The organism is Alteromonas sp. KUL17, assembly GCF_006538305.1.
Taxonomy (GTDB): Bacteria; Pseudomonadota; Gammaproteobacteria; order Enterobacterales; family Alteromonadaceae; genus Alteromonas; species Alteromonas macleodii.
In genome coordinates, this window is the sequence record NZ_BJKJ01000004.1 from 206,252 (window position 1) to 219,256 (window position 13,005).

General features: G+C 41.6%; 8 protein-coding genes. 1 reads left to right on the forward strand and 7 read right to left on the reverse strand.

Annotated elements, in window-relative coordinates; translation table 11 throughout:
• Window positions 1-89 precede the first annotated feature (89 nt).
• The 7 genes from KUL49_RS05675 to KUL49_RS05705 all read right to left on the reverse strand — a co-directional run bounded on the left by KUL49_RS05675 (window position 90) and on the right by KUL49_RS05705 (window position 12,039).
• Window positions 90-1,907 (reverse strand): CRTAC1 family protein, encoded by a 1,818-nt coding sequence (locus KUL49_RS05675; RefSeq protein WP_242633731.1) that lies wholly within the window; start codon window positions 1,905-1,907, stop codon window positions 90-92.
• Between the two features lie 352 nt (window positions 1,908-2,259).
• Window positions 2,260-3,486 (reverse strand): hypothetical protein, encoded by a 1,227-nt coding sequence (locus tag KUL49_RS05680; RefSeq protein WP_131136601.1) that lies wholly within the window; start codon window positions 3,484-3,486, stop codon window positions 2,260-2,262.
• 104 nt (window positions 3,487-3,590) lie between these two features.
• Window positions 3,591-6,455 carry a TonB-dependent receptor gene (locus tag KUL49_RS05685; RefSeq protein ID WP_131136602.1) on the reverse strand — a complete coding sequence of 955 codons (2,865 nt, stop codon included), beginning with the start codon at window positions 6,453-6,455 and terminating at the stop codon, window positions 3,591-3,593.
• 169 nt (window positions 6,456-6,624) lie between these two features.
• Complete coding sequence (locus tag KUL49_RS05690) at window positions 6,625-8,124, reverse strand: sulfatase-like hydrolase/transferase (RefSeq protein WP_242633732.1); 1,500 nt, start codon at window positions 8,122-8,124, stop codon at window positions 6,625-6,627.
• 39 nt (window positions 8,125-8,163) lie between these two features.
• Entirely contained in the window at window positions 8,164-8,865 is a 702-nt protein-coding gene (locus KUL49_RS05695; protein WP_131136603.1) for an SDR family oxidoreductase, read from the reverse strand.
• Between the two features lie 74 nt (window positions 8,866-8,939).
• The gene (locus tag KUL49_RS05700; RefSeq protein ID WP_131136604.1) at window positions 8,940-10,868 is read right to left on the reverse strand and encodes a CRTAC1 family protein; all 1,929 of its coding nucleotides are present in this window, start codon (window positions 10,866-10,868) and stop codon (window positions 8,940-8,942) included.
• Window positions 10,869-10,980: 112 nt separating this feature from the next.
• Window positions 10,981-12,039 carry a YeiH family protein gene (locus tag KUL49_RS05705; RefSeq protein ID WP_131136605.1) on the reverse strand — a complete coding sequence of 353 codons (1,059 nt, stop codon included), beginning with the start codon at window positions 12,037-12,039 and terminating at the stop codon, window positions 10,981-10,983.
• A gap of 91 nt (window positions 12,040-12,130) precedes the next feature.
• On the opposite strand from KUL49_RS05705, the gene KUL49_RS05710 reads away from it, so the two are divergent.
• The gene (locus KUL49_RS05710) at window positions 12,131-12,844 is read left to right on the forward strand and encodes a LysR family transcriptional regulator (RefSeq protein ID WP_131136606.1); all 714 of its coding nucleotides are present in this window, start codon (window positions 12,131-12,133) and stop codon (window positions 12,842-12,844) included.
• Window positions 12,845-13,005: the final 161 nt, after the last annotated feature.

Genomic DNA, 13,005 nt, shown 5'->3' on the forward strand with positions numbered 1-13,005 from the left:
GGTTACACCTTAAAGGTTTCTTCGTCTAAATGCTGAATAGCCATCCTATCATTTACCGATTTTCAATGCTTTGCTTATGAATAGACATTTTAGAGTTTAACTATTGTGCCGGCCTTTTTATCTTCTAAGAACTCCTCTTCACCGTTCGCCCAAATGACATGTACACTCTCAACACTATCGCACGAACCAATACCAAAGTGCATTTTGCTATTTAGCATATGATGGAAGCCATCCCCAGTGGCACCTACATGTTGAGTTTGCTGCCTACCGCAAGCCGTAATAGTTACTCTTGCACCTGTGGGCTGGGCTTGTTGATCAGCAGACGCTCCTACTTCTACCTTGATAAAGTTACCCAAAACATTTTTTGGTAACTGATTTTGAGCTAAGTACCAGCGACCTCTTTCATTGCCATAAACCAAGTCCATACGGCCGTCTTGGTCATAATCGAATGCGGTGACTCCGACACCCGTGGCACCTATTTCATCAGAGGTTAGTCCAACGTGAGGAAGCTTTTTAAATCCCGCCCCAGCTTCGTTCATCAATACGTAATGCTCCACAGGCAACGCCATATTTCCATAAGGGGTAATCGCTAAATCCATAAAACCGTCATTGTTGAAATCGGCTGCGGCAACACTGGTGGTTTGTTCTTGGATATCGATACCTACACTATCTGTAGCATCCACAAATTTACCGCCTCGATTTTCGAGCAAAAGTGCTGGCATAGGCTTTCGCTTCAATTCACTAGGGTGGTTAATAACATTTTTTATTACCGCCGATAAACGAGATTTAACTGCGCCGCCAACACGCCATTTTCCGTTACCTATATAGCCAATATGCATGCCCTTAAGTATTTCACCTTCTGGCCACCCCATCGCCTCGTTTGGTTTAATCTCAAGGCGACCATCCATATAGTGCGCAGTGCGCTCAGCTTCAACAACCTTCCGTTCGCTGCCTAACTGAATGTCATAGGTTGCATAGGTTTCTTGGATATTTTCCAAGATAAGGTTTTCGCCTTCAACGGTGATGTCGTCATACATAAAGTTGTTTCTGAACACAAAGAAAGCAAAGTTTTTATCTTTAGGATCGTAGTAAGATTCTTTTTGAAATTGGTAAGGACTACGTGCGAGAAATAAGTCAAAGTCCCCGTCGTTGTCATAGTCTATTTCTGCAATGTTGATTACATTGTGGGTATTAGCCAAATCACCTAAAGCTTCCTTTGTTTTATCTACATAGCTCCCGTCCCCTTGCCCTACCGATAGTGTCATGTCTTTACCTCCGAAGGTAATTACATCGGAAATATGGTCGTTATTTACATCTGTAACAAGCGCTTTTACTGAAAGCGCATCATGAGGGATAGATAAGGTTAATGGGTGTGAAAAGCTTGTCCCTGAATTCAGATACAGTTGATTTGTGGTTAATGACTTCACCCGTTTAGGCGCAAAACCCGTTGTGAATAAGTCCAACTTATTATCGCTGTTGGCTTCTAAGAACTTAATGGCCCGCCCTCTACTGGCGCTAAAGTGCGAGAACGTACCACCTTTAGTGATATTTCGTTGCTTGTCGACGCTAAAATATATAGGTCGTCTAGGATTACCTCCATCGCCACCACCGGGTGATACAACAATATCCATATTGCCGTCGCCATCGTAATCAGACACACCTAATCCATGTGTGTCGCCTGTGACTATTACAACAGGTTCGGAAAATTTGCCTTCATTATTCCAGTAAATAAGTGCATTCGTGCCGTGTTGCGTTGTTATTACGTCATCCCATCCGTCTTGGTCGACATCTGCAGTAACCGCGGCGCCCCACTTTCTTTGAAGAGACCGACTAAAAGGAATGACCCCACTAGTCCTCTTGAACATGTTGGTTGAAGACGCTTCTTTTTCACTAGCGGATGCTACCATCTCAGTCGTGCACCCACTAATAGTCGAGATTGATAAAAACAAAGCACAACAAGCGAAAGGCAATTTTTTTACTGGTTTCATGTAAACACTCATTAAGTTGTTACGTTGAAATGTCGAATATTGAGCAAGGCTAAACCTCTCATTTCCGATTACTTAAATAACAAATTTTAAACATATTATTTAAATAAAGATATCATGTTTACGGTTTATAATAAAACACGATTTAAACGAAAACCGTTTAGAGTTTGTGTACGGCCCTTAAACACCCTCTAAACTAATCGATGCTACCTACTTTTAAGTGTTAGAATTATTCTGAAAAGGGATACTCTTACACAAATCCTTTGAAGTTTTATCACCCATTACTAGCTGCTGTTCTGGATAAAAAACCATCAGAGCGCAAAATTTCATCGGAACTCATGAATGATTGATAATCGGTATCTAGCAGCACAACACCAATTGAAGGTCCAACGAAACTTTTGCCTGTGGCTTTTGAAATAGCCTCCCTGTCGATGTTAGCCATCAAAACGCAAGGTATATACCTGTAGTGTTTCGGCTTTATTTGTGCGTAATATTCACCAAATTGCGCACTTACATTACGTATAGTTGACTTGGCGCTAAACGAACCTGCGTGTAACCCTAAGGACTTTTCTTCTTTTGTCGTAAACCCATTAGACGTTCTTACTGCCCAGCCACACCCCTTCGCTTTTATATTGTCGACATTAAATTGCCCATTTTTCACGAAATGTGGAGATACCATAAAAGCGGCGTTTCCTTTTTCACACTTAATATTATTGGCTCTAATGTTATTTAGTGGAGTAAACTTAGTAAGGTCTCTTAAGTTTTTAGTGTGCGACTCTAACCTAAGAGTCGCGCCTCCTAATCCATATAAATTTTGAAAAAGTATACTTTCACCTAACTGTGCTTGTACTAAGCCATAACCATAATCAGCACCTAACACACGGGCATTTCTAATCTCTCCGTTTTTGGGTCCTAGTATTCTTTGTCCAACAGACTCTCCGTTTAAAACAAAAGCTGCAAATTTAGAATAGTCGTCTAAAATTTCCACATTACTAATCAAGAAGTTTTGTACATTCTTAATGAAAAAGACACGGTTCTTTTTATTAATCGCTGTCGAAATATCAACAATGAAATCGCCTCCGACCCCTTTAATACTTACGCTTTTCAACGGTTCCGCGTACTTAGAAGTAAGTTCAAATATGGCGTATGCTTTTTTGAGAAATCGATTATTTGGGGTCGGATCAAGATAAGGGAAAATAACAGTGCCAGCTTCAATCTCGATATGAACATTAGATTTTAGGACAACGTTTAATAGGGAATATTTGCCTTTTTCTACGACAAGCTTCCCGCCACCTTGTTTCCATATATCATCTATTGCGCGCTGAAACAGCCTTGTATCATCGGTCTTTGGATCATTATCAGCTGAATAATCATTAACAAAGTATTTCGTTACCCCAAAGTGGGTTGGCGCTTTGTAAAAAAGCTTTTCCGGACTAGCAGTAGTAGGCAAACAGATAAAAATGAACAATACTATTGTCACATAATTAGATAATCGCAGCATCACATAGCTCTTTTTCGATTTATTTACGTTTTTATCAAAAGTCTAAAACCTAAAAGGCGAGCAGATTCAACCATCAAGCTCGCCTTGCACGATGTTTTGCTAGATTAGAAGTTTGCTCTTACACCAATTGCGTAGCGCGTACCCGTTGACTCAACGAACGCAAAACGACTATCAAATCGCCCGCCCTGACGCGAGTAAGAGTTAGTTAGGTTGGTTCCTTCAAGGAACACTTGAAGATTTTCTTTAATATTCCACGCTATGCGCGCATCTAATTGATCATAATTGTCGACAAAAATAGGCTCTACACGTGTTAAACGCTCAAAGTAACGCTGACGCTTATTATAAGCAATGCGTGCTTCAAACATATTGTCGTCATAGAACAATACTAAGTTTTGGGAATCAGAAAGACCAGGTAGCACAACATTATTTTCTGCATCATTGCTATCAAATTCGTCTGATGAATTAACATACGTAAGGTTTGCATTTACCCCTACGTACTGCAAAAGACCGGGTAAGTAATCGAAGGTATGCTGGAAAGCAATTTCAGCCCCGTAGACTTCTGTACTTTCTAGGTTTCTAGGACGGGTAATAGTAAAGAAAATATTGTTACCTTCAATATTTGTTCTATCTTCAGTTATGGAATCCAAGTTGTTCGGCTCTGGAACAGTAATGGCCTCTCGCTGTTCACCACGAACTACATAACCATCAATTTTTTTATGAAATAGACCTAGTGAAAAAAGGGTTGTTTCATTGACATAAAATTCGCTACTAAAATCGAAGTTTGTTGATTCATAGGGTTGCAAGTCTGGATTTCCGCCCACTCCGCGCAGATCAGATAAACGTAAACCAGGGTTAATTTGAATACCTGGGTTTAATGCGCCTAAATTAGGCCTTGTAAGTGTTTTTGAAAACGCTCCACGCAGTATCACTATATCGTTAACGCGAAGCTTAGCCGTAATATTGGGTAGCCAATTGTCATATTTAGTCGTTTGAGACAGTGGGCTCGGCTCAGACTCTGTAAAATCTAGCACATCATCCCGCAATGGATTTGGCGCAAAATCAATATACTGTGCAGCAAAACCGGTAGAGGTAGTTTCAGTTTCCGTGTAGCGTAAACCTGTATTGACTGTTAGCTCCATATCATCAAAATACTGAGAAAATTGCGCGTTTACGTACAATGAAGTTATATCTTCCTCAATACTGTACCCACGGCTCGGGTCAATGAGTGCGTCAAAACCATCTGGCCCTAACGTTTCAGCGGAAGAGCCTGCTGGCAAACCATATATTTCATCTCGTAGGGCAAGTGTTGCAGGATCTTCAAGAAAATCTAGGAGCTCTTCAACGTCGTAATCGATGTAACTGTTTGGATAATTTCCGGGGACGCCATCTAAATAACCGTCACGGAATTTCAACGTTAACAATTCAGCAGGAATCGGAACAGGTCTGTTGGCGTAAAGTGTTCGCGAGTTGTTGGTATGAGCATCAGTATGAATTTTTTCTTGCTCGCTGTAGTAAGCACCGAAGTCGACCTTCGTAAGAAAATCACCATCAACAAACCAATTAAAATCCGCTTTGAACTCTTGTATGTGATCTTGTTCACCTGCGCCTTCCCGAGTTGACGCCCAAGAAAATTGTTCATTCGGATCTGGTTGAGTAATTTCATCTCCTAAAACATAGTCAAACTGGTCGACGACACCATCTCCATTAATGTCTGTTGAGCTCGGCGTAAACTGATAATTTGTAATTATAGGTGCAGCAAAATTTCCAGTATTGTCATAGCGCTGAACTGCAGGTGCGCTAGCCACTACAACAAAGTAGTTTCCTCCCGCGTTGTCGTCTTTTGCTCGAGAATTTGACCAGTCAAAAGTACCAGTCAGTGAATCCGTTATGTTCCACTCAAATTCTGCCCCAACCTGAAATACTTCGGAATCTTTATTTGATGCAAGAAATGTATTAAAAGGACGACCTATTTGATCATAGCGAACAATGACATTGTTTTCATCGGCTACGGCATTATGAAAAGTTGGAATTTCGTTGTATTGAAGAGATGCAATCGACTGAGCTTCTATATTAAATTTACTGTAGAGACCATCAATAGTGAGCTTGGTGTTTTCGCTGGGAAGGTATTGAAGTGAACTAGTAACGCCAAACCGCTCCCTATCTTCATTAGCTCGAATATAACGAGTTTGTTGTTGGTGAGCGTATGTATTGACACCCTCATTACCTATACCATTCTCAAATAATGTTGCCTTACGTGCATCGTCGTAAGTTCTGCTCGGATAGTTTGCCCCTTCAACTTGGTCGTTTCCTGTTTTACGGCCCTGATAGGAAGCGGAAAACAACAAACCTACAGTATCATCAGCAAAGGTGTTTGTTATAAGCCCAAATGCTTGTGGCGCTGACTTGTCCGCGTTATCGTCGTACAGGCCTCGGGCACTCGCTACAGCTGAGAACTTGCCAATATCTAAAGGGCGTTGGGTTCGCAAATTAATGGTCGAACCAATACCGCCTTCTTGGAGCTCCGCAGATGATGATTTAAAAACATCAGCACCGCCGATTAAATCAGCTGGGAGTAGCGAGAAGTCAAAGCCACGACCTGCAGTTTCCGACGCTAAACGACGGCCGTTAACGAGTACGGTATTAAATTGTGGACCGAAGCCGCGAACTGTAACTTGTGAACCTTCTCCGCCGTTACGGCTAATGGAGACACCGGAAATACGCTGAAGTGACTCTGCCACATTAGTATCGGGAAACTTTCCGATATCTTCAGCGACAATACTGTCTACCAAATTATCGCTGCTCTTTTTCAAATCAAGAGCTTTCAGCTGACTTCCTCTAATACCTTTAACAAGGATAGTTTCTGTGTTGTCTGGTGTAGCTTCAGCATCGGTTTGCGCCAGTGAAGATTGAGAAACGACACAAGATAGAACGACAACGATAGCCGACGCCAGTTTGGATTTTTTAAACATACGCTTTCCTTAACTTCAAAACAAAAGAAGACAGGTTTGCTGAATAGGATATAAAACAATAATCCTATATATGCAAACATGCTATGTTTGCGGATGTTATACTTATGTCTAACTTGGCGTCAACTTAAAAGAACATTTAATTAACAAAAAGTGTTGAATATCTGTTTTTCTAGTGCGCGGATGCGGGACGAATTAACAGCTTACCTTCTGACTCATTTCCGTCAGTTGGCTTGTGCCAGTAGTGGTCCATGCGATCAATATCGTAATTTTCGAACTTGCGTTCGAGTAACCAGCGAGGTCGCTCTAGTGTAGATTCCCACTCGAATATTTTCTTAAACAGTATTTTTACAAGTTCTGGGTTCTCACTCGCCACGTCTCTAAACTCTTTTTCATCGTTATCAATGTAGTAAAGCTCAGCGGGCCGATCTGGAAAACGCATTAATTTCCAGTTTCCCGCCCGTACCGTGGCTCGGGTATCTTTTTTCCAATAAAGAAACTCATGCGGCGCTTCTTTAATTGAGCCTTGAACGAAGGGTATTAAGTTAACGCCGTCTATGTTTTCTAACGTTGAGGCATCACCACCACCTGCTGCAAAAAACGTAGGAAGCAAATCTAAGGTACTTACGGGGTGCGGATACGTAGTTCCTTGTTCGAATACACCCGGCCATTTCATAACGTATGGAACTCTTACTCCGCCTTCCAAATGATTAGATTTCGTTCCACTAAACGGAAAATTGTCCGAAGCATTCATATCTGTAGGGCCGCCGTTATCATTGGTAAAAACGACCAAGGTGTTATCTTCAATACCTAAGCGTTCCAGCGTGTCTAGTACCTTTCCAGAGGCTCGGTCCATAGCATACATCATGGCGGCTACCAATTTGCGTTTGCCCGTTAAGTTAGGAAATTTAGCTAAGTCTTCTTTTGTAGCTTCCATCGGTGTATGAGGCGCGTTAAACGAAAGGAAAACAAAAAATGGTTTATCCGCTTTTGTACTACGCTCGATAAAATCTATCGCTTCAGCAGCAAGTTCATCCGTTAAATACCCTTCAGGCTCTTGGTATTGCGCAAAATTGCGCTCCATTAACTCTAGCTTTGAAGGCTCCTTACCTTCTTCATAAGCAAAATAACTGCGCGCGCCACCACGGAAACCGTAGAACTCGTCAAAGCCACGATTGAGCGGATGGTACTTGTCTGCCCCACCTAAGTGCCATTTCCCATAGTAAGCGGATGTATAGCCTTGATCTTTTAGGTAGTCAGACATCATTTTTTCTTCAACAGGCACGCCCATCTGATCACCATCCAGGGCAGAATTTTTACTCATATAACCAGGAACGTTGTTTTCTTCAAAACCAAAACGTTGTTGATAGCGCCCAGTCAATAAGCCAGCTCTAGAAGGTCCGCACGTGGGATCTGAAACATAGCCCTGTTCGAACCGAACTCCCTCGGCAGCTAACTTATCCAAGTTAGGCGTTTTCATTACCTTATTGCCGTGGAAACCAAAATCACCATAGCCTGCATCGTCAGAAAAGATAAAAACGATATTCGGTTTTTTGTGCTCCTTTGAGGGTGTCCCCTCTTTCGATTCAGTACCATGGGCAAAAGATGCCAAGGTTATCATTAATAAAAACGATACCAATACATTAAGAGTTTTATGATTTCGCGATGCCATTTCGCTGTCCTTTTTAAACAAAAATATGAATATAAAACGTTAAGAAAAATTCTCTTCTGACTGCGGGCGGATGATGAGTTCATGCACATGAGCGTGTTCTGCAGTCAGCATTAAATTAAAAATAGCCTCAGCTACGTCTTCGGCTTTTAGGTATTCAGGGCGTTCGGCTTCTCTAAATGGAGTATCGACACCGCCGGGATAGACGGATAACATCTTAATGTTGTCTTTTCGAAGCTCTTTACGCATTACCTTCGTATAGGCATCAAGTGCGGCTTTACTCGCCGTATAAGCGGCTATGCCTGGATTTGAAAAATGACAGGCGGTAGAAAGTACATTAATTACTGTGCCAAGTTTACGAGATTGCATCGCAGGAACGACGGTTTGCATACAATGAATAGGCGCATAACAATTAACTTCCATCAACCAATCTAGCTCTGAAAGCTCTGTTTCGATTCCGGCCTTTCTAACATTGTTCAGTCCGGCACAGTTAACCAAAACATCTATATCGCCGTGTGTTTTAATCGCCCGTTTAATAAAACCTTCTGTGTGCTTTTTATTCGTTAGGCAAAAACTCTCACTGTATATGCGTTTATCTGGCAACAAAGCCAGCGTTTTCTGTAGTTTTTCTTCATTCCGACCACACAAACTTAATAAGAAAGACTCTTTTGCTATCTGTTGGGCTAGCGCTTGTCCAATACCCGATGAGGCTCCCGTAATCAGAATATGTTTCTTTTTATCCATTATAAGGACGCCTTTAATTTATTCGCGATAAACGTAATAATTTAGTCAAGCTATTTTCCATGCCGTATTATAATTCACCAACCAACATAGGTATTTGCCGCGGTAAAGGTTCGTGTAGATTGCTCATTGTTGCTCCATGAAACCGTTGCTGTAACCGGTCCAGTGCACTTACCTAAACCGAAGTGTAACGCCGGGTTTGAACTCAAAGAATATGCTGCTGAGGTTTGCCCTACTTTCTTTTTCTGCTTATTTCCGCATGCCTCTATTTCTACTACCGCACCTACTGAATTAGCGTTTGTCTTTGGCGAAGGCGGAACGTGTATACCAATGTAGTTATTGTGTGTTTTGGTGTTGCGCAATAGGTGCCACTTGCCGCGCTCATTACCTATTATCAGGTCAACAGCCCCATCTAAGTCGTAGTCTAATGGTTCAATTCCAAGACCTAGTGCACCTAGTTCTTCACTGGTAATACCGTGAGCAGTAATAGCCTTGAAACCTTTTCCTTTTTCATTAAGAAAAGTGAGCGCATTGTTAGAGTGAATGAGGTCGCCTGTTTTAGCTATAACGAGATCGCTGTAGCCATCATTATTGATATCTGCTACCGCTGACGAAACCGTATTTTCTTGATAGGTAATTCCCAACTGCGTTGAGTCATCAACAAATGTACCGCCGGTATTTAACAGCAGCACATCGCTCAACGCTTCTGGCTTTGGCATTTCAGGGTAAGCGGCAACCCCTTTTATTACCCCTGTAGAAATTGAAAACGTAGCCGTGGCGAATTGCCATTGCCCATTCCCAATGTAGCCAATATAAGCGCCCTTTTTGTCTAATTTATCAGGGAACCCTAGTGCATCGCTATTTACAAGACGAACGTCTCGTCCAATGTGGGTCTCACCTTCAAAAGCATAAGGATAAGCTGACTCTCCAATAAATAAGTCTTTGGTTGGCCACTGACTTTGAAAATTAAGTAGCTCGATGACAGGACCTGCGTGAAAAGGAGGGAACTTATGTACTCCTCGCAACCAGTAGTAGCCTAATAATTGAAGTTTTTTATCGTAAAATGTTTGCCCTGGTTGATACTCGACTGAGCGGGTTACAAATAGGTCAAAATCGCCGTCGTTATCAAAATCAATTTCATTAATACTTGTGACATTATCTAATGTGAAAGGAAAAACGCTATTTGTCACATCGTTATATTCAAACGCTTTATTCGCTTGATAAGCTCTGGCTTCATCGTTACCGTATACTATTAAATCAGGTAACCCGTCGTTATTGAAATCAGTGATGAGTGTTTTCTGACCATCGCCTCTTACCGCGGGCAGTTTTGTTTCCTCTACAAACTGGCCATTCTGGGTATTTTTGAATATATAGCTTTCACTTTTTCCCTGCATCTCACGAGAAGGAAAGGCAAAGTTAAGTAAATCTAGCCACCCATCTTGGTTTAAGTCTACAAGCTTCACCGTTCGCCCACGCATAAAAGGCATGGGTTGTTCTAAATTTGGCACCGTTGAAATTTCACGGTTTTTCGCTACCCGAAAAAGCTTGGTGTTTCTAGCGTTACTCCCAGAACCACCGCCTCTGGAAACAGCTATTTCGATACTGCCGTCTTTATCAAAATCACCTGCAGTAATACCATGCATATCCCCCATTATAAGGTCGTAAGGTTTGGCAAACCGGCCATTGTTGTTCCACAACACTTTTAAACTAAAACCATGGTCATTTAGCAAAAGATCAGGAAAGCCATCTTGATCAAGGTCAGCCACTGTAGCTACATCCCATTTGCGCAAATTGCTGTTCTTTACAGGAAGATGTTCTACCTCCTGCTTAAATAAGATGCGCTCTCCGCTAATATTTTCGCTATCAAAGCTTTCCTTGTTTTGCTCCACACCATTTGCACATGCGAAAGTACTGGTAGTCAGCACGGCTAAGAGCACTTTAGATATTTTGTTTTTATAGTACTCGCCGCCTTTAACAGTGCTGATGAATTGACTTTTAACAAACATTTATCTCGTTCTCTATAATGCTTAAACTTTTATCTGGCTTACCTCGATAAATACCACTTTAATATACATCATATGTTTGCAAAATGTTAAGCAATTTTACACTTAAATTTATTCAACCAGATATATGGCTCAAGCCGTATCCTCCTGCGACTAACATGAAAAACAAGCATGCGGCGAGTAAGACTGGCTTGAATCCAACATTGAAAATTGGTGTGAGGTGAGTTCGAAGACCAAGTGCTGCCATCGCCATGCATAACAAATAATTATCTATAGTTAATAGGTCTTGATGATAACCTGACGGAATGATTTCAAGAGAGTTAATGCCGCTAACTACTACAAATAAAACAGCAAACCACGGAATAATCAGGTTTGGCTTGTCGTTTGAGGCATTCTCATCTATTGCATTTGTCTTCCTGGCAAGTACCCATGATAAAACCAGAAGCGTTGGTGCAAGTAACATCACGCGTACCATTTTTTCAATTACTGCAGCGTTCGCGACTTCACTATTAACCGCAGTACCTGCAGCAACAACTTGTGCTACTTCATGCACTGTTGCCCCTATGTAAATACCAAAAGCATGCTCTGTTAAACCTAAGTATGGATACAGCGCTGGGTATAAAAACATACTCGTTGTACCAAAAAGTACTACCGTAGCTACAGCTATTGAGACTTTGTGCGCTTGTGCTTTTACCACAGGTTCAGTTGCTAAAACCGCAGCAGCCCCACAAATTGCGCTTCCTGCGCCTATGAGTATTGACGTTTGATAATCTAACTTAAAAAGCTTGGTACCTAGAAGATAGGCAACAATTAACACGCTTGCTACTACTACTAGATCGACGAAAACACCATACCAACCCAGCTGTGCTATCTGTTCAAAAGTGATCCGCAGTCCAAACAAAATAACCCCGAGCTTTAGCAAAACGCTTTTAGAAAAATCGACGCCAGTTGCAATTCTATGCATAACACGGTTTATGGGGCTATTGCCTATTACCACACCAACAAGAATCGCAATCGTCAATGGGCTTAGCCCTATTTCCTCGAATAAAGGTAGTGTTGAAAAGTAAGTTGAGAGAATTGAAATGAGCATCACGCTTACAATACCTAAGCACATTGAAGAACTAACTACTCGAGGGGCGTTTAAAATTTTATCAGCAATATTCTGGACTTTCATACACTACTCCTGTCGATGCGTTGACAGTAAATTAACGTCCGTTAAAATATAACTCCAATACATATAAACGATGCATGAATAACTTTTAGTTATGCGATTAAACTTAAATGCCCTTCGCGTCTATTATTGGGTTGCTCGGTTAGGTTCATTTACAGGTGCTGCTGAACAGCTTTTTATTAGTCAGCCTGCCGTATCAAAAGCAGTAAAAGAACTAGAACATAGTCTTTCACTTTCACTCATAGTGCGTTCATCAAGTACTCGAACTTTAATGCTGACTGAAGCGGGAAAAACGCTGTTTGAACATGCTAGGGGGATCTTTGCCATTGAGAAGTCAGCCGTTGAAGATATGGCGCTCATGGCAAATGCCGGTAAAGGGTCTCTCACTGTCGGGGCAAGCACAACAGTGGCTAGCTACTGGCTACCTTCGTATTTAGCAGAATTTCGTGCCAAGTACCCTGACATTCACATAGAACTTGTGGTTGCCAACTCCCGCGATATTGAGCAAAAGCTGCTTGATGCCCAGCTCGATGTTGCTCTTGTTGAAGGACCTTCCCATTTACAACACATTCAGGTGATACCATGGGTTAAAGAATCAATGGGTTTATGGGTCTCTTATTCTGAAAAGTTTAATGCCCGAGACTGCACATGGCTATTGCGCGAAGAAGGTTCAGGCACAAGAGAAGTCGCATTATCGATCATACAAAATAATGGTTGGAAGGTAGAAAAAGAAATACGACTGGGCAGTAATGAAGCTATCGCCAGAGCAGTGTCACAAGGCTTAGGCGTTTCTTTTTACCTGATATAGTATGCGATGAATTAAGTCAGCTAAAAAAGATCCATCGGGTGAGCAGGATTGATGCCAATGCTCGAACACTCTTTTTTCTACATTTAAACCAACGTCCTTTTACACCTAGCGCTAAGCGCTTCTTTGATTTGCTTTTTAAAGATAAATAAAAAGGAGCTAGC

Coding starts and splice junctions, on each gene's coding strand:
- KUL49_RS05675 (WP_242633731.1), bottom strand. CDS start 1,907: ATGGTAGCATCCGCTAGTGAAAAAGAAGCGTCTTCAACCAACATGTTC.
- KUL49_RS05680 (WP_131136601.1), bottom strand. CDS start 3,486: ATGCTGCGATTATCTAATTATGTGACAATAGTATTGTTCATTTTTATC.
- KUL49_RS05685 (WP_131136602.1), bottom strand. CDS start 6,455: ATGTTTAAAAAATCCAAACTGGCGTCGGCTATCGTTGTCGTTCTATCT.
- KUL49_RS05690 (WP_242633732.1), bottom strand. CDS start 8,124: ATGGCATCGCGAAATCATAAAACTCTTAATGTATTGGTATCGTTTTTA.
- KUL49_RS05695 (WP_131136603.1), bottom strand. CDS start 8,865: ATGGATAAAAAGAAACATATTCTGATTACGGGAGCCTCATCGGGTATT.
- KUL49_RS05700 (WP_131136604.1), bottom strand. CDS start 10,868: ATGTTTGTTAAAAGTCAATTCATCAGCACTGTTAAAGGCGGCGAGTAC.
- KUL49_RS05705 (WP_131136605.1), bottom strand. CDS start 12,039: ATGAAAGTCCAGAATATTGCTGATAAAATTTTAAACGCCCCTCGAGTA.
- KUL49_RS05710 (WP_131136606.1), top strand. CDS start 12,131: ATGCGATTAAACTTAAATGCCCTTCGCGTCTATTATTGGGTTGCTCGG.